The organism is Bradyrhizobium sp. AUGA SZCCT0158 (assembly GCF_018130065.1).
In the GTDB taxonomy this organism is placed as follows: Bacteria; Pseudomonadota; Alphaproteobacteria; order Rhizobiales; family Xanthobacteraceae; genus Bradyrhizobium.
Genome location: NZ_JAFCME010000011.1, coordinates 119,757 through 143,784 on the forward strand (window position 1 = coordinate 119,757; position 24,028 = coordinate 143,784).

Below are 24,028 nucleotides of genomic sequence, written 5' to 3' on the forward strand. Positions count from 1 at the left end.
GCTGTCGTTCGGTTTCGAATCCCGATCGGTTAGCCGCCTGGCGCACTCGGTATCGTTCGCTCGATCTCTCGTGCAGCGGCGATGAGGACATCAGACACTTCGACGGCACGGCGCGGGCTCAGCCTGTTTCTCACCGCGGATAGGGTAATCGCCGCCGCGGGCTGACCGTCGGGACTCCTGATCCAGGCCGAGAGCGATTTCGTTCCCTGCACGAGGCCGACGTCGCGCAAATTGTAGCCCCGGCGCCGTGCAAGCCGGATCTGCCCCAGTACCGTCGGCAGGTCGGTGCGATAGGCCATGAATCGTGCCTCGTTGGCGAGGACGATCCCTCGCGCCTCCGGAGCCGGCATCGCGGCCAGAATTGCCACGCCCGCGCTGGAGACCCCGAGTGGCCGCCGCGCGCCTACCTCGATCGACAGCACCTGGATCGGATATGAGCCGATGCGGCGCGCGACGCACAGCGTATCGAGCCCGGTGCGCACCGTCAGGAACAAGGTATCGCCAAGCTGCGCGGACGCCCGCGCCAGATAAGGCTCGGCCGCGACCAGCAGCGGCGAGCGCGATTGCCGCGCCAGCGCCAGTTCCGCCACTTGGCGGCCGATTGCGTAGCGTCCGGTCTGGGCGCTGCGCTCGACGATGCCTTCCTCGATCAGCACCTGCGCGATCCGGTGCACGGTAGGACGGGTGAGGGACGTTGCCCGAACGACCTCCGACAACGGCACGCCGGTTTCCCGGCCGGCCGCTAGAATCCGCAGCACGGTCAAGGCGCGGCGGATCGCCTGCCCGCCCTGCTGGGGCTCCGGTCTGTCGCGCCGCCGACCATCCGTCATCTAGCTTCATCCGATGTCCATAATGTGGACAAAAACACCACAATTCCATCGACAAGGGAAGCCCGCGGGGCAAGATCGGATGAATGTAACGGCGGACGGGCTGCAGCTCGCACCACAACAACGAGAGTAGCGGATTGCTCCAGCTGCTCGCTTTCGGGAGGATGCAATGAGATTGTTCGCCATCGCTGGCATTGCGGTCACGGCATTGATAACGGCACTGTCGAGCGTTCCGGTCGCGGCCCAGCAATGGCCGGCACGGTCGGTGAAGCTCATCGTGCCTTATCCGGCCGGCGGCAATGTCGACGGAGCCGCGCGCATCATCGCCGACAAGCTGCAAACGGCGCTGGGGCAGCCCTTCATCGTGGAAAACAAGGCCGGTGCCGGCGGCTTGATCGCCGGCGAGGCATTCGCGAAGGCCGCGCCCGACGGCTACACCCTGTTTGTCGGCGCCAACGGACCGGTTCTGTTCGCCCCCGAGATCGCCAAACGCGACGCCTATAACTGGAAGCGTGATTTCCTCCCCATCACCTCGATCTCGATGACGCCGCTGGTGCTGGAGGTGCATCCGTCGGTCGCGGCAAAGGATCTGAAGGCGTTTTTCGATCTCGCCCGCCGCGAGCCCGGCAAGATGACGATGGCCTCGCCCGGCGCCGGCACCACCAATCATTTGCTCAGCGAGCTCGTACAGTCGACGCTCGGAGTCCAATGGGTGACGGCGCATTACCGCGGCAACGCGCCCGCCATCAACGACCTGATCGGGGGCCAGGTGCAGTTTGCCTTTGACCAGATTTCGGTCGGACTGCCCTTCATCAAGAATGGAAATGTGCGCGCTCTTGCCGTCACCGGCAGCCACCGCGCCTCGTGGATACCTGATGTGCCGACCTTCGCCGAGCTCGGTTACAAGGAATTCGACGGCCAGACCTTTACCGGCCTGTTCGCGCCATCAGGTACGCCCGCCGAGATCGTGACCAAGCTGCACGATACGATGGCGGCGATCCTGAAGGATCCCGCGATCGTCGAAAAGTTCAATACGCTCGGCGCCGAGGCCGTCACGATGACACCGGCGGCGTTCAAGAGCTATCTCGAGGCCGAGGACGCCAAATGGATTCCCGTCGTTCGCAAAGCGAATATCAAGACCGATTGAGGGAACTGTTTTGAGGGAATCGTGATGCGGATCGATCCGTCAGATCTCGATGCCGAGAGGGCCTACCGGCTGATCACCGGCATCGTGGTGCCGCGTCCGATCGCCTGGGTCACCAGCCTGTCGAGCGGCGGCATCGTCAACCTTGCGCCGTTCAGCGCCTTTACCTTTGTTTCGCCGAAGCCGCCGATGTTGGCGATCAGCGTCGGCCGCAAGGCCGGAATCTACAAGGACACGGCGCATAACATCCTGGGCAACGAGGAATACGTCGTCCACATCGCCGATTCGAGCCTGATGATTGCGGTGCATGAGAGTTCCACCGAGCATCCGCCCGATGTCAGCGAGGTCGAGGAGCTGCAACTCGAGACGCTGCCGAGCGAGCGCATCAAGGTGCCCCGTCTCGCCGCAGCACCGATCGCGATGGAGTGCCGCTTTCGGCAATGCCTCGAGTTCGGCGAGACCCGCAGCCGGCTGATCGTCGGCGAAGTATTGGTGTTCCACGTCCGCGACGGGCTGCTGCAGAACGGCAAGATCGAGACCGAGGCGCTCGATCCGATCGCGCGCATCGGCGGTCCGCGCTACGCGCGGCTCGGCGAGATCGTCACGCTGAAGCCAGTTTTCCAGACCTCGAAATCCGAATCCTGAGGGAAGCCACATGCGTCTTCTGAGCTATCACGCCAACGGACGACCGTGCTTTGGCGCTGCCGTCGACGGCGGTGTCGTCGATCTGAGCAGCCGGATCGGCACCAAGTTTCCCGATTTGCGGACCTTGATCGCCGGCGACGGCTTCGAGGCAGCGCGCGCCGCCATCGCCGGACAAGCGCCTGACCATGCGCTCGGCGATCTCACCCTGCGCTCGCCGATCCCGGCTCCGGAGAAGCTGTGGTGCATCGGCGTCAACTACCGGGATCGCAACGCCGAATATAAAGACAATTCCGACCTGCCGAAATATCCCAGCCTGTTCGTTCGCAACCCGTCCTCGGTGGTCGGGTCCGGCCAGCCGATCGAGAAGCCGAAAATATCCGAGCAACTGGATTACGAGGGCGAGCTCGTCATCGTGATCGGCAAGGCGGGGCGCCACATCCCGCGCGAGCGGGCCTTCGACCACATCTTCGGCATGACGCTGTGCAACGAAGGCAGCGTGCGCGACTGGCTGCACCACGGCAAGTTCAACGTCACGCAGGGCAAGAATTTCGACCGCTCCGGCAGCGTCGGGCCGTGGATCGTCACATCAGACGAATGCGATCCGCGCGGGCCGCACGATATCGTCACCCGCGTCAATGGCGAGGTACGGCAGAGCGATTCCACCGAGCGGCTGATGTTTCCGTTCGATTTCCTGATCGCCTATCTTTCCACCTTCGCGACCCTGAAACCGGGCGACATGATCGCAACCGGCACCCCGACCGGCGCGGGCGCGAGGTTCGACCCGCCCCGCTGGCTGAAGCCCGGCGACGTGGTCGAGGTGGAATCCTCCCGCATCGGTACCTTACGCAACGTCGTTGCCGCGGAAGCTTAAGTTATGCTCGACCAGCAAACCATCGACCGCCTGGCGCAGCGTCTCGACGAGGCCGAACGCAGCAAGTCGCTGATCCCTGCGTTCACGTCGGAATATCCGGATCTGACGATCGAGGATGCCTATGCGATCCAGCGGGCGTGGACCAGGGTCCAGCTGTCGCGCGGCCGCAGCATCAAGGGCCACAAGATCGGTCTGACGTCGAAGGCGATGCAGAACGCGGTGGGTATCTCCGAGCCTGACTTCGGCGTGCTGTTCGCGGACATGTTCTATTCGGACGCCGGCACCATTCCGTTCGACCGCTTCCACGCCCCGCGCATCGAGGTCGAACTGGCGTTCGTCCTGAAGGCGCCGCTGAAGGGGCCAGACTGCACGCTGTTCGACGTGCTCAACGCCACCGACTACGTCACGCCCGCGCTCGAAATTTTGGAAACGCGCATGCACCGGATAGACCCTGAGACAAAGGCGCCGCGCAAGGTCACGGACACGATCTCCGACAATGCGGCGAACGCGGCGCTGGTGGTCGGCGGCCGGCCGTTCCGGCCGCTGGACGCAGATCTGCGCTGGATCGGCGCATTGCTGTTTCGCAACGGGCAGATCGAGGAGACCGGGATCGCGGCCGGCGTCCTCAACCACCCGGCCAATGGCGTGGCGTGGCTCGCCAACCGGCTGGCTCGCCATGACGAGCACCTGGCTGCAGGCGAAGTGGTGTTGGCGGGATCCTTTACGCGCCCGGTCGAAATCAGCAAGGGCGATACGTTTCACGCTGATTACGGTCCATTCGGATCGGTCTCCTGCCAATTCGTCTGAGCGAGTATTCATCAAAGCGAGGTGTGCAAATGGCACGACGCAAGAGCATCTATATCGGCGAGTTCAAGCATGCCAACCCGATTCCGAATGCATGCCGGATCGGCAATCTCCTGATGTCGGGTGTCATCCTCGGTCGCGACGCCGCCGGCGTCATGCCCGAACGCATCGAGGAGCAGTGCGCCAACATGTTCGCCCACATGAAGGCCATTGTGGAAGCCGGCGGCGGCACCACCGACGACATCATCAAGATGACGGTGTGGCTGCAGGACCGCACCCAGCGCGCGCCTGTTAACACCGAGTGGCTGAAGATGTTTCCGGACGAGCATTCGCGCCCCGCCCGTCATGCGCTGCAGATGAACATGGATGGCGGCGCGCTGGTGCAATGCGACTTCACCGCCGTGATCGGCTGACGCGCCCGAGGAGAGGACATACCATGCCGGACTATCTGCCGTTCGATCCGAACCCGCGCCGTCCTTTGAGGCTGCCGCCGCCGAAGAGCATCGACAGCCAGTTTCACGTGCTGGGGCCGGTGGAAAAATATCCGATCCGGGCAGGGGCGGCCTACCAGATGCCGTCAGCGACCTGGGAGGCGGCGCTGCGCGTCCACAAGGCGCTCGGCATCGAGCGCGGCATCATCGTGCAAACCACGACCTATGGCGCCGATCATTCCGTGGTGCTCGATGGCCTGGCTGCGATGGGGCCGAACTATCGCGCCTGCGCCAACGCACTGGTCTTTGCCGAAGCCGATGACGCCTACCTTGCCAAGCTCGATGCCGCAGGCGTCGGCGGGGCGCGCTTCAGTTTCCGAAAAGAGCTCGGCGCGGTGCTGTCGGACAAGGATTTCGAGCGCGCCATTGCGCGCATCCGCGAACTCGGTTGGTACGCCAAGTTCCAGCCCGAGAAGGATGGCATCGTCGGCAATCTCGACAAGATCCGCGGGCTGAACGTGCCTGTCCTGATCGATCACATGGGGCGGCCCGATCCGCTGCGCGGCAAGGACGATCCGAATTTGCGCGCGGTGCTCGATCTGCTCTCGAAGGGCAATTTCTGGGTGATGCTTTCGCTCGGCGAGAAGACCTCGAAGGCCGGCCCGCCGTGGGACGACGTCATTCCGATCGCCCGCGCCTATATCGAGGCGGCGCCCGACCGCTGCGTATGGGCCAGCGATTGGCCGCATCCGGTTTCGGTCGTCCAGCCCCCCAACGACGCGGATTTGCTGGAATTGCTCTATCGCTATGCGCCTGATGAGGCCGAGCTCGAGAAAATTCTGGTGACCAATCCGGCAAGCCTGTTTGGGTTCGACAAATAAACTGGGACAGTGCTTGCTGCGGCAAGGGGCAGGCAGATTACGGTGACAGTGCACTTAACCTAAGAGCGATCGGCTTGGTGAATTTTTGCACTGTCACAATCTTTGCAGATTTGGCACAGGGCACGCTGCCGGCCAGATCGGGCGCGCGCGGATTGCATCAGCCGCGCTTCGTTGTGCGAGCGAGCCATTCCGTGGCGCGCTGAGTCAGGCGCGATCGGGTAGATCAAGATAGGCCAGACGATCCATGACGCCATCCGCGAGCCCCACCCTGTAGACGGCTTCAGCGAAACGCCTGTCGTCGGCTGTTCGGGTCAGTTTGCCATTGGCCATGCGCTGCGGCAATAGCGCACAAACCGGTTCGAGCATTTCGATCTCGAAAGGAACGTTGACGCCGGCGGTCATCGAGCACGGCCCGGGGGTGAGCAACCGGGTAGCGATCAATTCGCCTTCGTCCATCGAACTCTCGAGCCCCACGTCGAGCAGCCATACCTTGGAGTTGCGGAGAATGTCGGTGGCGATCAGACCCACAACGTCGTGACGTTGCTCGATCAGGAGTATTGCAAACTGCGATGCGCGCATCGCCTCCAGCATCAGCCGCTCGTCGGACTGCGCGTCGCATTTGGCCGACCTCGCGTAACGATCGATCGCTCGCGAACGATCCGCGGGCGCCGTATAAATGGCAAGGTCATAGACGTAGTACATCTCGTCCATGTGTTCGAGAAGAAGCGTCTTTCCTTGCGCCAGACCGAGCCGGCGCGCGCAGCTCAACAGTGCATCGCTGGAGATGGAGTTGAGAACCTCCTCGTGAAGTCCCTTGGAGATTTCCCGCAGGTGAAGGTAGCGGGCAAGAAGATCATCGCACGTCGAGGCGTGTCGCCGACTCAGGATCGGTTCGGCTGTTGTTGAACGAGTGGAAGGGCCATGGAAATCTCCGGGTCGGATCGCCAGCTCCTCGCCATCGTTAACGCCGTGCACTGATTCGCGGAACAGGAGTCTCCCAGGTTGTCCCGGGGATGAGGTCGGGAGGATGCGGACGATAGGTCACGACGCAGCAATTGCGGCTCCAAGCGGCTACGCAGTACGGCAGCACGCAAGCGATCAATCGCTGCGTGCCAGCCCGTACCACTTGAATTGTCGGGATTTTGGCCTGTCATCGCGCCGGGAACCCGATGGGCGGCGCCATGGGCGATCTTACAAATGGGGCGATGATGGATTGGTGTCCCTGATTTGCCCGACGTGTCAAAAATGTTTTTGCGGGGTGCGGCATCCGTGCAGCCCTTTCTTTGCATGGGGTTGTTTTCGATATTTTGGTTGGGAGCGAGGCGGGCTGGAGCAGGTCTCTCTCTCGAATTACGCATTACTCATGGTGCCCGATCGGTTTATGCTGTCGGCAGCAAGGTTGCGCCAGCGCGGAACCAAATGGGCATGAGAGACTCTGATGACCGATGTGACCGATAACGCCCCTTCCGATTCCCCAACCGACGCGTCTTTCCGCCCGCATTCGTCCCATTGGGGCGTGTTTTCGGCGCGCTGGCAGGGCGATGAACTCGAGGTTCGGCCGCATCCGGATGATCCCGATCCGAACCAGATCATCGATAATTTTCCCGGCGCCTTGCGCCACCGCGCGCGCGTCGCGCAGCCGATGGTGCGCCGCGGCTGGCTCGAAGGCAAGCGCGGGCCGGACGCGCGCCGCGGGCGTGATGAATTTGTCCCGATGTCCTGGGAGGACGCGCTGGATCTGCTTGGCGCCGAACTCGCCCGCGTGCGGGACAATTATGGTCCGGGTGCGGTGTTCGGCGGCTCCTACGGCTGGTCGAGCGCGGGCCGCTTTCACCATGCGCAGAGCCAGGTCCATCGCTTCCTGAACATCGCGATGGGCGGCTACGTCAAGTCGGTCAATTCATATAGTTCCGGCGCCGCCACCGTCGTGGTGCCCCACATCATTGGCGACTACGAGGATCTGACCAAGCGCAACGTCTCCTGGGAACAGATCGCCGAGCACAGCGATGTCGTGCTCGCCTTTGGCGGCATGGCGCTGAAGAACAGCATGGTGGCCGGCGGCGGCACCAGCAAGCATGTCGAGCGTGGCGCGATGGCGCGCGCCGCGGCGCGCGGCTGCCAGTTCGTCCATGTCAGCCCGCTGCGCGGCGATTTGCCTGATGAAGCCCGCTCGCAATGGATCAGCAACATCCCGGGCACCGATGTCGCCCTGATGCTGGCGCTGGTGCATACGCTGGTTGCCGAGGGACTGCACGATCGGGCCTTCCTCGATCGCTTCACGGTCGGCTGGCCGGTGTTCGAGCGTTACGTTCTGGGCGAGACCGACGGCCAGCCCAAGGATGCGGCATGGGCCGCGGCGATATCAGGCGTCGCCGCCGACACCATCGTTGCGCTCGCCCGCAAGCTTCACGGCCGCCGCGCGCTGATCGTGGTCTCGCACTCGCTGCAACGGGCCGAACATGGCGAGCAGCCGGTCTGGATGGGCGCCGTTCTTGCCGCAGCGCTGGGGCAGATCGGTCTGCCGGGCGGCGGCTATGCCTACGCGCTCGGGGCCATCGCCTATTACGGCCGACGCTACAACGCCGTGCCGACGCCGACACTTTCGCAAGCGCGTAACGGCGTCACCGAATTCATTCCGGTCGCCCGCATCGCCGACATGCTGCTCAATCCCGGCGGCACCTATCGCTACAACGGCAAGACCAAGACCTATCCCGATATCAAGCTGGTCTACTGGGCCGGCGGTAATCCCTTCCATCACCATCAGGACATCAATCGGCTACGCAAGGCTTTCGCGCAGGTCGACACGTTGGTGGTGCATGAATTGGGCTGGACCGCGACGGCGCGGCATGCCGATTTCGTGCTGCCCGCGACCATGACGCTGGAGCGCGAGGACATCGGTGCCAACGCCAACGATCCACTTCTGGTGCCGATGCAGCAGATTGCGCCGCCTTATGGCGAAGCGCGGGACGATTACGCGATCTTCTCCGATCTCGCCGAACGCCTCGGCAAGCGCGAAGCCTTCACCGAAGGCCGCAACGTCCGCCAATGGCTGGAGCATCTGTATGAACCGACACGGAAGGGGCTCGCGGAGCGTGGCTTGGCTGCGCCGAGCTTCGACGAATTCTGGAAGGGCGACGGCCTGATCATGCCGCAACACCCTGATGATGGCGGGCAGCTGCGCCGTTTCCGCGAAGATCCGGATGGCGCAAAACTGCCGACGCCGAGCGGCAAGCTGGAAATCTTCTCGGAGACCATCGCGGGCTTTGGCGAGACGGACTGTCCGGGTCATCCGGCCTGGCTCGAGCGGGTGCAGGTGCCGGCGCCGTCGGCACCGCTGATCCTGGTCGCCAACCAGCCGGCGACGCGGCTACACAGCCAGCTTGATTTCGGTGGCCACAGCGCAGCGTCGAAGCAACGCGGACGCGAGGTCGCATGCATGAATCCGATCGACGCCGCCGCGCGCGGGATTTCCGACGGTGACATCATTCGCCTGTTCAACGAGCGCGGCGCGTGTCTGGCGGGCGTCCGCGTGACCGACGGTATAAGGCAGGGCGTGATCCAACTGGCTACCGGCGCCTGGTACGATCCCGCCGATCCCAACGAAGATGCGCCGCTTTGCGTGCACGGCAATCCGAACGTCCTGACGCGGGACGTCGGCACGTCCTCTCTGGCGCAGGGCTGCACCGGGCAACTGACGACCGCCGAGGTCGAACGTTTCATCGGCAATCTGCCGCCGATCCAGGCCTACGATCCGCCCGTGACAGCGAAGCGCGGAAGCTAGGTCATGGATAAAGTTGATCTCTGTTTCACGCCGGCAACGGATCTGGCGGGTGCGATCCGCGCCAAAAAACTATCCTCCGTCGAAATCACCTCGACGGTGCTGGAGCGCATCGCAGCCCTTGAACCCAAACTGAACGCGTTCGCGCATCTGGCTGCGGCGGAGGCGATGGACGCCGCGGCGGCCGCCGACAGCGCGCTCGCCAAGGGAGATTCGCTCGGGCCGCTGCACGGCATTCCCGTCACCATCAAGGACCTCGAACCGGTGCGCGGCATGCCGTTCGAACGCGGGACCTATTTGTTTCGCGGCGAGGTCGCGCCTGCCGATAACGTCGCGGTCGCGCGCCTCCGCAGTGCGGGCGCCATCATCCTCGGCAAGACCACCACGCCCGAATTCGGCTGGAAGGGCGTCAGCCACAGCCCGCTGACCGGCGTCACGAATAATCCGTGGAAGCTCGGCCTGAACGCCGGCGCGTCTTCTTCCGGCGCGGGCGTCGGTGCCGCGGCGGGCTATGGTCCACTGCATCAGGGCAGCGACGGCGCGGGCTCGATCCGCATGCCCGCGCATTTTTGCGGCGTCTACGGAATCAAGCCGACCTACGGTCGCGTGCCGCAATCGCCGATGACGCCGAGCGACAACACCGTGCATCTCGGTCCTTTGACGCGCACGGTCGCGGACGCCGCGCTGATGCTGAAAGTGATGGCCGGCCGCCATCCCGACGACCAGTCGAGCCTTGAAGGGCCGCCGGCCGACTATCCCGCACAGCTCGCGAGCCGGCCGCGCGCGCCGCGTATCGCATTCAGTCCGGATCTCGGCCATGCCCGCGTTGATCCTGACGTGGCTGACCTGGTGCGCAAGGCCGCGGAGGTGTTCGAAACCGAGCTCGGCTGGCGCGTCGAACAGGTCAAGACGCCGTGGGGACCGAAAGGCCCGGAGCTCGCGCGCTTCTTCTGGCCGGCGCATTACAGCCGTTACGCCGATCGCATCGCCGAATCCCTCGACCAGCTGGATCCGGGCTTTGTCGCATGCTTTGAGGCCGGACAGCACATCACGCTGCCGGACTATCTGAAAATGAAAGTCGCAAAGCTCGCCTATTGTGCGGAGATCCACCATTTCTTCGAGGATTGGGATTTCCTCCTGACACCGGCGGTATCCGTTGCGGCATTCCCCGCCACGCAGCTGCAGCCCGACCACTGGCCTCAACATAAGTGGGACTGGATGTCGTGGGCGGAGTTTTCCTATCCGTTCAACCTGGCGCAGAATCCGGCCGCGTCGCTTCCCTGCGGGTTCACCGCATCAGGCCTGCCGGTGGGCTTGCAGATCGTCGGCCGGCGCTGCGACGATCTCGGAGTGCTGCAAATGTCCGCGGCGTTCGAGGCCGCGCGTCCATGGGCTTCAGCGCGTCCGCCGATCGCTTGAAAATCTCTGGCGGGCGCGCCTACGCGACTTCCAGCGCCCGCGCGTAGGTCAACCCTGAATTGGCGATGTGCGACGTCATCAGCGCCTCGAACGCCGCGAACTCGCCGCGCTCGAACAGGTGGAGCAGCTTGCGGTGCTCGTCGAACGAGGCCGGTGTCTGGACGTCGACGGGCGCGCTCAAATTGGTGCGCAGCGCAGCTACGCGTCCCGATACCAGTTGATAGGACTCGACGAGATAGCGATTGCCGCAATGCGCGAAGAAGGCCTCATGCATTGCGGTATCGGCTCGCCCATAGGCGACGTTGTCCTTGGCGGCCAGCGCCTGCTCCATCTCCGAGATCGCGGTCCGCATCGCCGCGACCGCGCCGGCACGATCATGACGATAGGCGAGTTCGGCGGCCTTGGGCTCGATGATGATCCTGAACGCGCAAAGCGCCGAGATGTCGGCAGCGCTCGGGGTAAAGACAAAGCTGCCGACCTGCGGCCTTATCACCACGAGCCCTTGCGATTGCAACAGACCCATCGCTTCGCGGACCGGCGTTCGACTGACGCCGAACGATTGCGCGATCATCTCTTCGGAAATGACCGCGCCCAGTCCGAATTCACCATCGATGATGGCCTGACGCAGCCGCAGCATGACCCGCTGCGACAGCGACTTCGGTGCATCGAGCTTGAGCGATTTCATGGTCCTCGTGCCTCCGGCCCGATCAGATCACCTTTCCGGGATTAAGCAAATGATCGGGATCGAGCGCCGCCTTCAGCGTGCGCATCAGCGCGATCTCCGGTTCGCTGCGCGCATGGCCGAGCCATTTTTTCTTCATCGTGCCGATGCCGTGTTCGGCGGAGACGCTGCCACCCATGTCGCGCACCAGGCCGTAGATGATCGCGTCCATTGCCTCCTTTGGCTGGCGCTCGACCGGCAGCCCAGCGACCCAGGACACCAGATGCAAATTGCCGTCGCCGATATGGCCGTAATAGACGCTTTCGCATCCGGCAATGCCGGTGGTCAGCGCGGCCTTGCAGCGGCCGACGAACTCATCCATCCGCGCCACCGCAAGCCCGATATCGTAGGAAATGTGCGGGCCGAGCACCTGGCCGAATTCCGAACAGATGTCGCGTACCGCCCAGAACGCCTTGGTCTGGGCTACCGATTGCGAGACGGCGGCGTCCAGCAGCAGTTCGCGCGCCATCAGGCCTTCGAGCCAGGCTTCGAACTGCGGCGCGTCGATGCTCTCATCGGTGCCTTGCGCCTCCACCAGCACATAGAGGCCATGACCGGTGCCGACCGGCGAGCGTACGCCGGCCCGTGCCGTAATCACCTCCCAATAGTCCGGCCACATCACTTCGAACGCAGACAAAAGCGGGCCGAGCCCGCCACGCGCCGCGTCGAGCAGATCAAGCACCGCAGCATAGTCAGCAACTGCGCAGAGTGCCGCCATGGTCGAGCGCGGTTTCGGAAACAGCCGCAATACGACGCGGGTGATGATGCCGAGCGTGCCTTCCGAGCCGATGAAGAGGTGCTTCAGATCGTAGCCGGCATTGTTCTTCAGCAGCTTGTTGAGGTTGGTGACGATGGTGCCGTCCGGCAGCACGACTTCGAGGCCAAGCACCAGTTCGCGCGTCATGCCGTAACGGATGACGCGATTGCCGCCGGCATTGGTGGAAAGATTGCCGCCGATCGCGCAGGAGCCGCGTGATCCCAAATCCAGCGGAAAGAACAAGCCGGCTTCATCTGCGGCTTTCTGAATCGTCTCCAGCGGCGTGCCGGCCTTCACCGTCATGGTCGCGCTGGCGCGATCGATCTCTTCGATGCCGACCATTCGCTCCAGCGAAATGGCGACCCAGCCTGGCTCCGGTGCGGCACCGCCGCACAGGCCGGTCAATCCGCCTTGCGGCACGAACGGCAGCTGCGCCTTGCGGCATGTCGCGATGGTTTCAGATACGCCGGCCGCGTCCAGCGGCCGAACCACCGCGATCGGTGTTTGCGGCAGGCTCGCGCTCCAGTCGTTGCAATTTCGGGCGGGAATTTCGGCGCCGGTCAGCACCGCCTGCGGGCCGAGTTTGAGCTGCAAGGCGCCGAGCAGCTCCAGCGGTCGTTCGGGTCGCGTCATCGCATCCATGGCGGAGCCTTTGTTGGTCCGTCGCGCGTCCATGCGTTTTTGGCGGCGCGGCCTGCCCAATACCGAGTTGAGGTCTTCTTGTATGTAAGGTACAACAGAAGTCAAGAAGGCCGCTTGAAGCGTCCAGATGCAATGGGAGAGGTCATGACAGCAGCAATTCGCGGGTTTTGGGCGGCTGCGCCCACGCCGCTGACGGCCGGTGGGATCGTGGATCACGCGAAGCTCGCGGGGCACGCCCTCGACCTCTTCAAAAAAGGCGTCGATGGCGTTGTGCTGTTCGGCACCACCGGCGAGGGCACCTCATTCGGTGTGGCCGAGCGGATCGCGACCGTCGAGGCGTTGCTCAAGGCCGGCGTGGCGGCGTCGCGCATCGGGCTTGGCGGCGGCTTTCCCGCCATCACCGACAGCATTGCACTGGCGCGTTCGGCGCTGAGCCTGGGCTTGAACCATGTGCTGATCCTGCCGCCCTATTTCGACCGTGCCGTCACGCCGGAGGGAATCGAGGATTCGTTCGCCGCGATTTTCGATGCCGTGGCTGACGACCGCCTTCGCGCCACGCTCTATCACATCCCGCAAGTGTCCGGCGTCGCCGTGCCGGCCGCGGTGGCGGCCAGTCTGCGCAAGCGCTACGGCGTTATCGTCGCCGGTCTCAAGGACTCAAGCGGCGACTTCAGGCAATTCCAGGCGTTTCGTGCCGCCGCGCCCGAGCTTGCGATTACGGTCGGCAACGAGGCCGATATCGCCCGCGCCATCGCAGAAGGCGGTGCCGGAACGATTTGTGGGATGGGCAATGTCGTGCCTGGGCTGGTTCAGGCCATGATCAACGGCGCGGGGGCGGAAGCGCGCATGCAGGCCGCCATTGACGTCGTGGCGAGCGGGCCGTCGTTCCCCTCGACGTTGAAGGCAATTCTCGCCGCGCAAAGCGGCGATGCCGGCTGGCTGCGGGTGCGTCCACCGCTGCGCCAGTGCGCTGACGGCGCGGCTTTCAAGGCCAAGCTGGAGACACTGATGAGCCCGGAGGTCGCCTGAAGGTCTCAAGCCGAAGTTTCACGTGACGTACGCAACGCTCTAAGCTGCCTCGGGCAAGGCCGCACCCTGAAACCTGCGCGCGGCGCGGCGCGGCTCTTGCTCGTGGCCGCGGCGCGGCTCTTGCATGTGGCAAGTCGTGCTCTTGCATGGAGGGTCTGTTTGATGACACCGTGCGGTCGCTTCGGGTAGGGGACACCGACCTGAACACTCTCGTTGCGTTTCGGTATTGGACGTCTCGATGCTGCTTCTGATTGCCCGGCGTCTCGGTCTCGGCCTCCTGGTCGCGCTCACGGTGATGACGCTTGCATTCATGCTGACGCGGCTGTCCGGTGACCTTGCCATTTCAATCGCCGGCCCGTCCGCGACGCAGGCCGACGTCGAAATCATTCGCAAGGCCTATGGTCTCGATCGTCCGCTCTACGTCCAGTTCTTCTCCTGGGTCGGCCGCGCCATGGTCGGCGATTTCGGCCAGAGCTATTTCTTCAAGGACAGCGTCTCCAACCTGATCGCGAAGCGCCTGCCCATCACGCTCACGCTCGGCCTGGTGGGCCTTAGCCTGGCTCTGATCATCTCGATCCCGCTCGGCATCCTGGCGGCGGTCCGCGAGAATACCTGGCTCGATCGCGGCGTCACCATGTTCACGATGGTGGGGCAGGCGATCCCGAGCTTCTGGCTCGCACTGATCCTGATGATCGTGCTCGGTCTCAATCTCGGCATCCTGCCGATCTCAGGCACCGGAACCTGGCAGCACTTCGTGATGCCGGGCATCGTGCTCGCTTTTACGGCAATCCCCGCCCTTACACGGCTGACGCGCTCCGGCATGATCGAGGCGATGGCGTCCGACTACATCCGCACCGCGCGGGCCAAGGGCCTGTCGCGCGCACGCATCATCTTCAAGCACGCGCTGCGCAACGCCGCGATCCCCGTGGTGTCGATCGCAGCGGTGCAACTTGGCTTCATGCTCGGCGGCTCCATCGTCATCGAGACGGTGTTTGCGCTGCATGGCGTCGGCTATCTCGGCTGGGAGAGCATCGCCAAGAATGATTTTCCTGTCGTGCAAGCGGTGGTGCTGGTGCTGGCGGCGATCTATATCGGCCTCACGCTGCTTTCCGACATCCTCAACGCGCTGCTTGATCCGAGGCTCCGGACCGGATGAGCGAACCGATTGCAATCCATGCGCCCCTGACGTCGCGGGTCGGCGTGGCCGGCTTCACGGTCGGGATCGTCATCGTCGGCATCATCGCGGTGGCCGCGATCATTGGCAATCAGCTGGTGCCGCATGATCCCTTCACCCAGGATCTCGGCAACCGCCTCAAGCCGCCATTCTGGATGGAGGGCACCCAGGCCGGGCATCTGCTCGGCACCGATCAGCTCGGCCGCGACTATCTGGCGCGGCTGGTGTACGGCGCGCGCATTTCGCTGCTGATCGGTATCATGACGGTCATCACGTCGGGACTGATCGGCATCACGCTCGGCGTGCTCGGCGGCTTCTTCGGCGGCCGCATCGACGACGCCGTGCTGTTCGCCATCACCACGCGGCTGTCGATCCCGGTGGTGCTGGTCGCGCTCGCAGTTGTGGGGCTGATGGGCTCGGGCCTTGGCCTCGTGGTCGCAACCCTCGGGCTTTTGTTGTGGGACCGTTTTGCGGTGGTGGCGCGCGCGACCACGATGCAGATCCGCAGCCTCGATTACGTCAATGCCGCCCGCTGCGCCGGCGCCTCGACTTCGCATCTGCTGATCAGGGAGATCCTGCCGAACATCGCGAGCCATCTTGCCGTGGTGGCAACATTGGAAATGGCGCTCGCGATCCTGCTCGAGGCCGCGCTGTCGTTCCTCGGCCTCGGCGTGCCGCCGCCGCTGCCGTCCTGGGGTCTGATGATCGCCGAGGGCAAGGATTACATGTTCTTTTCGGCCTGGGTGATCATGGTGCCCGGCGTCGCGCTGTTCATCCTGGTGCTCGGCATCAACCTGGTCGGCGACGGATTGCGCAATCTGCTCGGCTCGGAGCGGTCGCGATGAGCGCATTGCTTGACATCGAGGATCTCGAAGTGATGTTCGGCGGCCGTAGCGCGGCGGTACGCGGCGCCTCGTTTCAGGTCGAGAAGGGCGAGACGCATTGCCTGGTCGGCGAATCCGGCTGCGGCAAATCGGTGACCGCGCTGTCGATCATGAACCTGCTCGCGCGCGGCGGCCGGCGCTCCGCCAAACGCATGAGCTTTGCCGGTACCGACCTCCTTTCGCTGTCCGACCGCGAGATGGCGCGCCTGCGCGGCAATCGGATCTCGATGATCTTCCAGGAGCCGATGACCAGCCTCAACCCGGCCTTTACGATCGGCTCGCAAATGGCTGAGGTGCTGACCCGCCACAAGGGCGGCTCGCGCACCGCCGCGCTCGAGCGGGCGGTCGAACTGATGGGCCGCGTCGGTATCACCGCGCCGGAGATGCGGCTCGGCCAGTTTCCGCATCAGCTTTCCGGCGGCTTGCGTCAACGCGTCATGATCGCGATGGCGCTGATGTGCGATCCCGAACTGCTGGTCGCCGACGAGCCGACCACCGCGCTCGACGTTACCGTGCAGGCGCAGATCCTGCGGCTGCTGGCGACCTTGAAACGCGAACTCGGCCTTGCGATCCTCTTGATCACCCATGACCTCGGCATCGTCGCCCGCGTCGCCGACCGCGTGTCGGTGATGTATGCGGGCGAGGTGGTCGAGCGCGCGCCGACCGCGGAATTGTTCCGCAGCCCCCAACACCCCTATACGCGCGGCCTCTTGTCCTGCGTGCCGGTGCCGGGCCGGGTGCAGCGCGACCGGCCGCTCGGCTCGATCCCGGGCGTGGTGCCGGCGATCGGACCCGGCTTTGCAGGCTGCGCGTTCCGCTCACGCTGTTCCCATGCCGACGCCAGCTGCGAACGCGAAATTCCGCGCCGCGAGGCAGCTGGCGCGCACGACTATCTGTGCCGGCTCGCGCCGCAGTTCTCGGAGCCGCAGCCCGCATGAGCGTCGCGATCGAAGTCCAGAATTTGCGGTGCGAGTTCCGGGTCAACGCCGGCTGGTTCGCGGCGGAAAAGCGCGTGATCGCGGTCGACGACGTTACCTTCAGCGTGCCGGCGGGCAGCGTGCTCGGCATTGTCGGCGAGTCCGGGTGTGGAAAATCCACCCTCGCGCGGCTGATCCTCGGGCTGCTGAAGCCGACGGCGGGGACCGTGTTGGTCGACGGCAAGCGCCTGTTCGATCTCGACCGCAAGGCGCGGGCGCGATTGATCCAGCCGGTGTTCCAGGATCCGTTCGCCTCGCTCAATCCGCGGCACCGCATCAAGGACATCGTCGCGCTGCCGCTCGCCGCCCAGGGCACCTTCTCACGCGCGGAAATCGAGCGCCGGGTCGCTCAAATTCTGGAACGCGTCGGGCTTTCGGCGGCGATGGGCGAGCGCATGCCCTCGCAACTCTCCGGCGGGCAGCGCCAGCGGGCGGCGATTGCCCGTGCGCTGGTGCTCGAGCCGCGGATCGTGATCTGCGACGAGCCGACCAGTGCGCTCGACGTTTCGGTGCAGGCGCAAATCCTCAATTTGCTCGCCGATCTGCGCCGCGATCTCGGACTGACCTATCTTTTCATCAGCCACAATCTGGCGGTCGTGGAGCATGTCGCGAGCGAGGTCGCGGTGATGTATCTCGGTCGTTTCGTCGAGCGCAACGAAACCGACGCCCTGTTTCGTGCGCCCGGTCATCCCTACACGCAGGCGTTGCTGCAAAGCGTGCTGACACCGGAGCCGGGCCGGGGCGTGCCCGATATCGGCCTCGGCGACGCCATGCCGGATCCGGCCAATATTCCCCCGGGCTGCCGGTTCAACCCGCGCTGCGGCATCGCCGTTGAGCGCTGCCGCCGTGTGGCACCAACGCCCATGGCCCGCGCGCCCCAGGGAATGGTAGAGTGCCATCTGGCATAGAGTGTGCTTGAAATCGGTCTTGCGATCGGAACCAAAGGAGGACGGCATGGGCGTGCAATTGAGATTTGGTGCGGCGATCCTCGCGGCGGCACTGGTCGGTGCCGGCGCTTCCCCGGCGCTGGCGCAGAAGTCCGCCGACACGTTGCGGATCACGATGCGCGCCGCGTTGTCGAACATCGACCCCTACTATAACAACGAGCGCACCGGCGTGGTGATGCACCACCAGGGCTGGGACGGGTTGGTCTACCGCAACCCCGAAACCTTCAAGGTCGAGCCGCTGCTCGCCACCGAGTGGAAGCTGCCGGATACGACCACGATCGAGTTTACGCTCAGGCCCGGCGTCAAATTCCACGACGGCAGCGCGTTCACCGCCGATGACGTCGTCTACACGCTCAATCTCATATCCGATCCCGCGAGCAAGGTGTCGACCCCGGCGAACTACAACTGGATCGACAAGGCGGAGAAGACCGGCGACATGTCGGTTCGCGTCAAACTCAAGCGGCCGACGCCGGCGGCGCTGGATTATTTCGCGATGGTTGTCCCGATCTACCCCAAGGCCTATCGCGAGAAGGTCGGTGCGGAAGCCTATGCCAAGGCGCCGGTCGGCGCCGGCCCCTACAAGATGACCAAGGTCGAGTCGGGCGTCTCCATCGACTTCGAACGCTTCGAGGATTATTGGGCCGGCAGCCCCAAGGGAAAAGCCGCGATCAAGAAGATGAGCGTGCGCTTCGTGCCGGATGCCGCCACCGAAATGACCGAACTGCTCTCCGGTCGTGCGGACTGGATCTGGAATCTGAACCCCGACCAGTTCGATAGCGTCAACAAGTTCCCGAATCTGGCGGCCGTGCGCAAGGAGTCAATGCGGGTAGGCTATCTCGCGCTTGACGCCGCCGGCCGCACCGGCGCCGACAATCCTTTGACCAAGCTCAAGGTGCGCCAGGCGATCTGGCACGCGATCGACCGGCAGACGATTGCCGACAAGCTCGTCACCGGCGGAAGCCGCGTTCCGGGAGCTCCCTGCTTCCCGACTCAATTCGGCTGCAACGGCGAGGCCGCGACGCTTTACGACTACAATCCCGCCAAGGCGAAGCAGCTGCTCGCGGAAGCCGGCTATCCGGATGGCTTCGAAGTCGATCTGGCCAGCTATATATTGCCGCAATGGGGCTCGGCGATTCAGAACTATCTGATGGCGGTCGGCATCCGCGCCAAGCTCAACCAGCTCCAGGTCGGCGCGCTGATACAGCGCGCGAAGGCAGGGGAACTGCGCGCCTATCTCGGCACCTGGGGCAGCTATTCGATCAATGACGTCTCGGCCTTCCTGCCGAACTTCTTTGACGGCGGCGCCGACGATTATGCGCGCGATCCGGACGTGCAGAAATGGCTGATCGAGGGCGGATCGACCAATGACGCTGAAGTGCGCAACAAGGCCTATTCGGCCGCGATCCAGCGCATCACCCAGCAGGCCTATTTCACGCCGCTGCACACCTATGTGACGACCTACGGCTATTCCAAGCAGCTCGAATTCACCCCCTATTCGGACGAGCTGCCGCGCTTCTATCTGGCGAAGTGGAAGTAGGCTGAAGCAAACGAGCCCGGCGCGGCATCGCCGCGCCGGTTTAGCCCACTGGCGTCATCGGTTTCGAAGCGTCTAGAATGCCCGAATCTCGGCGCGGCATTCGGGAACACGATGACAGGATTGCTCAGTCGGCGTGATGCGTTGGTGCGGAGCGCGGGGCTTGCGGCGGCCGGCCTGGTTTCTAACGCGGGTTTTGCCGCACCTGTCCGCAAGCCGGTTTCCGGCGAGGCGATCGACGCTGCATTGCTGGCGAAGATCGGCGCCAAGGAAATACCCGGCGTGGTCGCGATGGCCGCGAACGAAACCTCGGTCGTCTACCAAGGGGCATTCGGCGCGCGCAACGTCGCGGCCGCAATGCCAATGTCACCAGATACGGTTTTTCGTATTGCCTCGATGGTCAAATTGCTGACGTCGGTGGCCGCATTGCAGCTGGTCGAGCGCGGCAAACTGAAACTGGATGAGCCGGCCGCCAATATCGATCCGACCCTCGCCGCGCCCCAGGTCCTCGCGGGCTTCGATGCCAAAGGCGTTCCGCAGATGCGGCCGGCGCACAAGCCGATCACGCTGCGAAACCTGCTGACGCACACGTCCGGCTTCAGCTACCCGCTGTGGGATCCGAATGTGGTTCGCTACCAGAAAGCGGCGCGGGCCGATCCGGCGCTGCCGCGCCGGCCGCTGATGTTCGAGCCAGGGGCACGATGGGCCTATGGCGGCAGTATCGACAATGTCAGCCAGCTGGTCGAGATCGCCAGCGGGCAAACCATCGATCGCTACTTCAGTGAACACATCACCGGCCCGCTCGGCATGAACGACACGGGCTTTGTCATCACCGAGCAGCAGCGTGCCCGCCAGGCCAGCCTGCATGTGCGCGAGGCCAGCGGAAAGCTCGTCCCAAAACCGTTCGAGAAGCTGGCCCCGACCTCAGCCTTTTCCGGCGGCGGCGGCATCTATTCGACCGCGCCGGACTATCTGGTCCTGCTGCAGGCGTTGCTGAACGGCGGACGTTTTCGCAGCGCAAGCCTGTTGCGGCCGGATACCGTCGCAATGATGTCGACCAATCAGATCGGCAATATCGAAGCCGGAATTCTCAAGACGGCCAATCCGGCGCTTTCAAATGACGTGGATTTTTTCCCGGGCGTCCATCTGCGCTGGGGGCTCGGCCACATGATCAATGTCGATCCGGTCCGCGAGGGCCGCGCGGCGGGCAGCCTCACCTGGGCCGGCCTGTACAACACCTATTACTGGATCGACCCGAAAAAGCGGATTGCGGGCGTGATCATGATGCAGATCCTGCCCTTCGTCGACAAACAGGCGCTGGTGGCCTACCGGCAGTTCGAGCGCGGTATTTATCGCGCGCTCGGGTAGGCCTGGTAACCTCCGGGTGACTGCCATTCCGCCGACGCAGATGTGATTGAAATGCGCGCGATGGCGGGCAGTTCGCCGGTCGAAAATGTGATAGACCGCCGTCATCTCATTCGAAACAGGCAACGCGCTCACCATGAACCTCGATATGACCCGCCGCACCTTGCTGCATCTCGCCGGCGCCTCCTCACTCGCGGCCGCGGCGCGCGCCGAGCAGGGCGGTAGCGGCGGCGGGCCGACTTTCGCCAACCGCACGCCGATGCGGATCGGCATGGTGACGATCCGGGTCCGCAAGCTCGATGTGGTGGCGGACTATTACCGCGACGTGCTCGGCCTTGCCGTGATGGAACGCTCGGCCACCGGCGCGGTGCTCGGCGCCGGCGGGGTGAAACTGCTGGTGCTCGAGGCGCGCCCGGATGCTGCGAACGAAGCCCGCAACGCAGCCGGGCTCTATCACACCGCCTTCCTGATGCCGACGCGCAAGGATCTCGCGCGCTGGCTGGTCAATGCCGCGATCCATCGCGTGCCGCTGTCGGGCTTTGCCGATCACCGCGTCAGCGAATCCGTCTACCTCGACGACCCCGAGGGCAATGGCATCGAGGTCTATGCCGATCGCGATCCCTCGCTCTGGCAATGGAGCGAGGGCACCGTGACGATGGGGACCGACCAGCTCGATATCGACAATCTCGTCTCGCTCACCAATACCAACGTCAGCGATTATGCAAAGGCGCCCGACGGCTTGCGCATCGGCCACATGCATCTGCGCGTCGGCGATCTCGCCAAGGCCGACGGCTTCTACCGCGGCACGCTCGGCTTCGATCCGACACGGGCGCGCAGCGGCGCTGCGTTCCTGTCCTCCGGGCGCTACCATCACCATCTCGGTCTCAACGTCTGGCAAAGTGCTGGTGCCGGCCGCCGTGACGACGCGGCCACCGGCCTTGCCTGGTTTTCGCTGGAGATCGAGAAGGCGGATTTGTTCGCGGCAAAGGAAGAGCGCCTGCGTCAGGCCGGCGTCCAGGTCGCGTCTGTTGCTGGCGGCCTCGAGGCCGTCGACCCCTGGGGCACGCGCGTGCGCCTCGTCAAGGTCTGAGCCATCAGGCGGGAGCAGATGTGATGGATGCCGTGCTTCCTTTCCGTACCATGGCCTACAACAATGGCTGGGCCAATCATCGCCTGCTGACCGCCTGTGCAGCGCTGTCGCAGGCGGATTTCACCGCGCCGCGCACCGGCTTCTTTCCAAGCCTGCGCGCCACCCTCAATCACATCCTGATCATCGACAGCTTCTACATCGATGCCCTGGAAGGCGGCACGTTGGGGCCGGCGGCCTGGGCAAACCAGGAGCCGTGCGAAACCGTCAGCATTCTCCGCGACGCGCAGGGCGAGATGGACCGCCGGTTGATCGCCTTCGTCGAGCGCCTCGGCGCTGAAGATCTCGATCGCATCGTCAACGTCCACCGCGGCAGTCGCATTCAACATGAGCGGATGGACCGGCTGCTGCTGCATCTGTTCCAGCACCAGATTCATCATCGCGGCCAGGCGCATGCGATGTTGAGCGCGACTGCTGTCAAGCCGCCGCAGCTCGACGAGTTCTTTGCCGCGGAAGAAGCGCCGCTGCGCGCCGCGCAGTTTGCCGAGCTCGGTTGGAGCGAGGATAAAATCTGGCGCAGCTGAGTTTGTCACGAACGTGGATCGCGAAATTAGACGATCGGCGCCAGTTGCGCGGGTGCCACGATTATGTCGGCTAGGTGCCAACAAGCGACATTCGAGCTGCCTGTCACGGAATAACACAAACGCCACCCATGCATTCGCTAATGGGTGGCGTTAAAGCGCATCAAACTGAGCCTGAAATGCACCAGTTTCTATTTAGTCAGGCAAGCAGGTGTCAGGTTAGCGCTGGACCATTGATGCCAGAATCGGCCCGGCCTCCGCATCCTCAACACAGGGCGTCACGGTAATCTCCATCACGTTTGACCATTGCGCGTACCATCCGTACATCGCCTTCGCGTCATTGCTCTCGGAAATCGCGAATCCTTGGCCATTCATGCCGTGCCAACGGCCAAGCATTTTCACGCCCTCAGGCGGCGTACCACCCGTCTCAAGAAACTTTTTGATTGCAGCATCGATCGAGCTTGATGGTATTTTCCAATGTGAGATGTACTTCATTGCAATCTCCATTTTGAGAAAACACGAGATGCCTTACGGCAGGATCAAGTGAACCACTGATCGGTGGCGACGAATAGGGATATTAGTGGGCGTCGGAGAAGGCGGCGTGGGATTTCTGAAGCACGCCGGTTTTGGGTCAAAGACTGACCTGGAGGTAATTTCCGCTTCTGGCGCGGGACGTACATTCGGCAAATCGGGGTATGTCCGGGACCGCTGTGTGGACAGGTTCGCGCCGCCTATGACTGCGGCGACAACTGCTCCGTCACCTCGCGTGCGACGACGCTCATGTCGTGCGCCAGCGCCAGCGATTTTGCACGGTCGAGTTGGCTGCCGAGGCCAACGGCCGCGAGCGTATGCGAGATCGTACCCTGGCCGTTCAGAACCGGCACCGCCACGATCGTGACGCCGTCAATATAATTGCCGCGATCGATGCTGAAACCCTGGCGCCGTACCAGCTCGACTTCCTTGCGCCAGGAATCGTAGCTCGGCGCGTTGTGCCAGCGCAGCAGGCGAAACCGCTTCTCGATCTCCTTCTGCGGTTGCCCGCAAAAGGCGGCGACGCATCGCCCCGTGGCGCTGATCAGCGCCGGAAACCGGCTCCCGACATCGACATGCAGGCGCACCGGCGCCTGGCTGCGGGACAGCGTGACCACGATCATGTGGTCGAGATCCGGGACCTCGACGCCGATCGCCATCACGCCATAGCGCGCCGAGAGATCATCGAGCTTGGGCCGCACCAGGCTTGGAAAGTCTGCGTTCTCAAGCACCGCGCGCGCCAGCGGCAACATGCCGGTACCGAGACTGTAGCGCTTGGTCAGCGGGTCGACCCGCAGCAGATCTTCGGCTACCAGCGCGCGCGCAATATGCAGCGCGGTGCTCGGCACCAGATCGAGCGCTTCGGCTATTGCCTTGAGGCTCTGTGGATCGCGGCTGCGGCTGAGCAGCCGGAGAATGGCGATGGCGCGGGTGACGGCGGGTACCGCGCGGACTCGCGGCGATTTGGGATTCGGCATGATTGTCTCTGTACAACAGTGA

23 protein-coding genes are annotated in these 24,028 nt (G+C 64.0%); 17 read left to right on the forward strand and 6 right to left on the reverse strand.

Annotation, left to right across the window (positions count from 1 at the left end):
- Positions 1-29: 29 nt before the first annotated feature.
- Entirely contained in the window at positions 30-830 is an 801-nt protein-coding gene (locus JQ574_RS17875; RefSeq protein WP_212207774.1) for an IclR family transcriptional regulator, read from the reverse strand.
- A 166-nt stretch (positions 831-996) separates the two neighbouring features.
- Between JQ574_RS17875 and JQ574_RS17880 the strand changes: the two genes are divergently transcribed.
- The 6 genes from JQ574_RS17880 to JQ574_RS17905 are packed head-to-tail and all read left to right on the forward strand — an operon-like array spanning position 997 to position 5,603.
- Complete coding sequence (locus JQ574_RS17880; RefSeq protein WP_212207775.1) at positions 997-1,974, forward strand: tripartite tricarboxylate transporter substrate binding protein; 978 nt, start codon at positions 997-999, stop codon at positions 1,972-1,974.
- A gap of 24 nt (positions 1,975-1,998) precedes the next feature.
- Positions 1,999-2,616, forward strand: a complete 618-nt coding sequence (locus tag JQ574_RS17885; protein ID WP_212207776.1) for a flavin reductase family protein — start codon at positions 1,999-2,001, stop codon at positions 2,614-2,616.
- A gap of 10 nt (positions 2,617-2,626) precedes the next feature.
- Positions 2,627-3,487, forward strand: coding sequence for a fumarylacetoacetate hydrolase family protein (locus tag JQ574_RS17890; protein ID WP_212207777.1), 861 nt, complete (start codon positions 2,627-2,629; stop codon positions 3,485-3,487).
- A gap of 3 nt (positions 3,488-3,490) precedes the next feature.
- A complete protein-coding gene (hpaH, locus tag JQ574_RS17895; RefSeq protein ID WP_212207778.1) occupies positions 3,491-4,294 on the forward strand; it encodes a 2-oxo-hept-4-ene-1,7-dioate hydratase in 804 nt (267 codons plus the stop codon).
- Positions 4,295-4,323: 29 nt separating this feature from the next.
- On the forward strand, positions 4,324-4,704 hold the full coding sequence (locus JQ574_RS17900; RefSeq protein WP_212207779.1) for a RidA family protein: 381 nt from the start codon (positions 4,324-4,326) through the stop codon (positions 4,702-4,704).
- Positions 4,705-4,727: 23 nt separating this feature from the next.
- Complete coding sequence (locus tag JQ574_RS17905; RefSeq protein ID WP_212207780.1) at positions 4,728-5,603, forward strand: amidohydrolase; 876 nt, start codon at positions 4,728-4,730, stop codon at positions 5,601-5,603.
- A 204-nt stretch (positions 5,604-5,807) separates the two neighbouring features.
- Here JQ574_RS17905 and JQ574_RS17910 read toward each other — a convergent pair whose 3' ends face one another.
- Entirely contained in the window at positions 5,808-6,578 is a 771-nt protein-coding gene (locus tag JQ574_RS17910; RefSeq protein WP_212383756.1) for a hypothetical protein, read from the reverse strand.
- Positions 6,579-7,041: 463 nt separating this feature from the next.
- Here JQ574_RS17910 and JQ574_RS17915 point away from each other — a divergent pair, with 463 nt between their 5' ends.
- Both JQ574_RS17915 and JQ574_RS17920 read left to right on the forward strand, forming a co-directional pair.
- The gene (locus tag JQ574_RS17915) at positions 7,042-9,384 is read left to right on the forward strand and encodes a molybdopterin guanine dinucleotide-containing S/N-oxide reductase (RefSeq protein WP_212207782.1); all 2,343 of its coding nucleotides are present in this window, start codon (positions 7,042-7,044) and stop codon (positions 9,382-9,384) included.
- Between the two features lie 3 nt (positions 9,385-9,387).
- Positions 9,388-10,800: an amidase gene (locus JQ574_RS17920; RefSeq protein WP_212207783.1), complete on the forward strand. Its 1,413-nt coding sequence runs from the start codon at positions 9,388-9,390 to the stop codon at positions 10,798-10,800.
- Positions 10,801-10,819: 19 nt separating this feature from the next.
- Here the strand turns inward: JQ574_RS17920 and JQ574_RS17925 are convergent, their stop codons facing one another.
- Positions 10,820-11,485: a GntR family transcriptional regulator gene (locus JQ574_RS17925; protein ID WP_212207784.1), complete on the reverse strand. Its 666-nt coding sequence runs from the start codon at positions 11,483-11,485 to the stop codon at positions 10,820-10,822.
- Between the two features lie 22 nt (positions 11,486-11,507).
- Positions 11,508-12,920 carry an FAD-binding oxidoreductase gene (locus JQ574_RS17930; RefSeq protein WP_212207825.1) on the reverse strand — a complete coding sequence of 471 codons (1,413 nt, stop codon included), beginning with the start codon at positions 12,918-12,920 and terminating at the stop codon, positions 11,508-11,510.
- A 144-nt stretch (positions 12,921-13,064) separates the two neighbouring features.
- On the opposite strand from JQ574_RS17930, the gene JQ574_RS17935 reads away from it, so the two are divergent.
- The 9 genes from JQ574_RS17935 to JQ574_RS17975 all read left to right on the forward strand — a co-directional run bounded on the left by JQ574_RS17935 (position 13,065) and on the right by JQ574_RS17975 (position 22,501).
- A complete protein-coding gene (locus JQ574_RS17935) occupies positions 13,065-13,949 on the forward strand; it encodes a dihydrodipicolinate synthase family protein (protein WP_212207785.1) in 885 nt (294 codons plus the stop codon).
- A gap of 238 nt (positions 13,950-14,187) precedes the next feature.
- Positions 14,188-15,105: an ABC transporter permease gene (locus JQ574_RS17940; protein ID WP_192736646.1), complete on the forward strand. Its 918-nt coding sequence runs from the start codon at positions 14,188-14,190 to the stop codon at positions 15,103-15,105.
- Complete coding sequence (locus JQ574_RS17945) at positions 15,102-15,968, forward strand: ABC transporter permease (RefSeq protein WP_212207786.1); 867 nt, start codon at positions 15,102-15,104, stop codon at positions 15,966-15,968. The genes JQ574_RS17940 and JQ574_RS17945 overlap by 4 nt, the downstream gene beginning before the upstream one ends.
- Positions 15,965-16,945 (forward strand): ABC transporter ATP-binding protein, encoded by a 981-nt coding sequence (locus tag JQ574_RS17950; RefSeq protein WP_212207787.1) that lies wholly within the window; start codon positions 15,965-15,967, stop codon positions 16,943-16,945. Before JQ574_RS17945 ends, JQ574_RS17950 begins: the two co-directional genes overlap by 4 nt.
- Positions 16,942-17,892, forward strand: a complete 951-nt coding sequence (locus JQ574_RS17955; RefSeq protein WP_212207788.1) for an ABC transporter ATP-binding protein — start codon at positions 16,942-16,944, stop codon at positions 17,890-17,892. Before JQ574_RS17950 ends, JQ574_RS17955 begins: the two co-directional genes overlap by 4 nt.
- Before the next feature lie 46 nt (positions 17,893-17,938).
- Positions 17,939-19,468, forward strand: a complete 1,530-nt coding sequence (locus JQ574_RS17960) for an ABC transporter substrate-binding protein (protein ID WP_212207789.1) — start codon at positions 17,939-17,941, stop codon at positions 19,466-19,468.
- A 111-nt stretch (positions 19,469-19,579) separates the two neighbouring features.
- A complete protein-coding gene (locus tag JQ574_RS17965; protein ID WP_212207790.1) occupies positions 19,580-20,833 on the forward strand; it encodes a serine hydrolase in 1,254 nt (417 codons plus the stop codon).
- A 133-nt stretch (positions 20,834-20,966) separates the two neighbouring features.
- On the forward strand, positions 20,967-21,920 hold the full coding sequence (locus tag JQ574_RS17970; protein ID WP_212207791.1) for a VOC family protein: 954 nt from the start codon (positions 20,967-20,969) through the stop codon (positions 21,918-21,920).
- Between the two features lie 23 nt (positions 21,921-21,943).
- Positions 21,944-22,501, forward strand: coding sequence for a DinB family protein (locus tag JQ574_RS17975; protein ID WP_212207792.1), 558 nt, complete (start codon positions 21,944-21,946; stop codon positions 22,499-22,501).
- 216 nt (positions 22,502-22,717) lie between these two features.
- Here the strand turns inward: JQ574_RS17975 and JQ574_RS17980 are convergent, their stop codons facing one another.
- Positions 22,718-22,993, reverse strand: coding sequence for a DUF3303 domain-containing protein (locus JQ574_RS17980; RefSeq protein ID WP_212207793.1), 276 nt, complete (start codon positions 22,991-22,993; stop codon positions 22,718-22,720).
- A gap of 236 nt (positions 22,994-23,229) precedes the next feature.
- Positions 23,230-24,006, reverse strand: a complete 777-nt coding sequence (locus tag JQ574_RS17985) for an IclR family transcriptional regulator (protein ID WP_212207794.1) — start codon at positions 24,004-24,006, stop codon at positions 23,230-23,232.
- Positions 24,007-24,028: the final 22 nt, after the last annotated feature.

Excerpts from the sequence above, each read along its gene's own strand:
- JQ574_RS17875 (WP_212207774.1), bottom strand. The coding sequence starts at position 830 with ATGACGGATGGTCGGCGGCGCGACAGACCGGAGCCCCAGCAGGGCGGG.
- JQ574_RS17880 (WP_212207775.1), top strand. The coding sequence starts at position 997 with ATGAGATTGTTCGCCATCGCTGGCATTGCGGTCACGGCATTGATAACG.
- JQ574_RS17885 (WP_212207776.1), top strand. The coding sequence starts at position 1,999 with ATGCGGATCGATCCGTCAGATCTCGATGCCGAGAGGGCCTACCGGCTG.
- JQ574_RS17890 (WP_212207777.1), top strand. The coding sequence starts at position 2,627 with ATGCGTCTTCTGAGCTATCACGCCAACGGACGACCGTGCTTTGGCGCT.
- hpaH (WP_212207778.1), top strand. The coding sequence starts at position 3,491 with ATGCTCGACCAGCAAACCATCGACCGCCTGGCGCAGCGTCTCGACGAG.
- JQ574_RS17900 (WP_212207779.1), top strand. The coding sequence starts at position 4,324 with ATGGCACGACGCAAGAGCATCTATATCGGCGAGTTCAAGCATGCCAAC.
- JQ574_RS17905 (WP_212207780.1), top strand. The coding sequence starts at position 4,728 with ATGCCGGACTATCTGCCGTTCGATCCGAACCCGCGCCGTCCTTTGAGG.
- JQ574_RS17915 (WP_212207782.1), top strand. The coding sequence starts at position 7,042 with ATGACCGATGTGACCGATAACGCCCCTTCCGATTCCCCAACCGACGCG.
- JQ574_RS17920 (WP_212207783.1), top strand. The coding sequence starts at position 9,388 with ATGGATAAAGTTGATCTCTGTTTCACGCCGGCAACGGATCTGGCGGGT.
- JQ574_RS17925 (WP_212207784.1), bottom strand. The coding sequence starts at position 11,485 with ATGAAATCGCTCAAGCTCGATGCACCGAAGTCGCTGTCGCAGCGGGTC.
- JQ574_RS17930 (WP_212207825.1), bottom strand. The coding sequence starts at position 12,920 with ATGGATGCGATGACGCGACCCGAACGACCGCTGGAGCTGCTCGGCGCC.
- JQ574_RS17935 (WP_212207785.1), top strand. The coding sequence starts at position 13,065 with ATGACAGCAGCAATTCGCGGGTTTTGGGCGGCTGCGCCCACGCCGCTG.
- JQ574_RS17940 (WP_192736646.1), top strand. The coding sequence starts at position 14,188 with ATGCTGCTTCTGATTGCCCGGCGTCTCGGTCTCGGCCTCCTGGTCGCG.
- JQ574_RS17945 (WP_212207786.1), top strand. The coding sequence starts at position 15,102 with ATGAGCGAACCGATTGCAATCCATGCGCCCCTGACGTCGCGGGTCGGC.
- JQ574_RS17950 (WP_212207787.1), top strand. The coding sequence starts at position 15,965 with ATGAGCGCATTGCTTGACATCGAGGATCTCGAAGTGATGTTCGGCGGC.
- JQ574_RS17955 (WP_212207788.1), top strand. The coding sequence starts at position 16,942 with ATGAGCGTCGCGATCGAAGTCCAGAATTTGCGGTGCGAGTTCCGGGTC.
- JQ574_RS17960 (WP_212207789.1), top strand. The coding sequence starts at position 17,939 with ATGGGCGTGCAATTGAGATTTGGTGCGGCGATCCTCGCGGCGGCACTG.
- JQ574_RS17965 (WP_212207790.1), top strand. The coding sequence starts at position 19,580 with ATGACAGGATTGCTCAGTCGGCGTGATGCGTTGGTGCGGAGCGCGGGG.
- JQ574_RS17970 (WP_212207791.1), top strand. The coding sequence starts at position 20,967 with ATGAACCTCGATATGACCCGCCGCACCTTGCTGCATCTCGCCGGCGCC.
- JQ574_RS17975 (WP_212207792.1), top strand. The coding sequence starts at position 21,944 with ATGGATGCCGTGCTTCCTTTCCGTACCATGGCCTACAACAATGGCTGG.
- JQ574_RS17980 (WP_212207793.1), bottom strand. The coding sequence starts at position 22,993 with ATGAAGTACATCTCACATTGGAAAATACCATCAAGCTCGATCGATGCT.
- JQ574_RS17985 (WP_212207794.1), bottom strand. The coding sequence starts at position 24,006 with ATGCCGAATCCCAAATCGCCGCGAGTCCGCGCGGTACCCGCCGTCACC.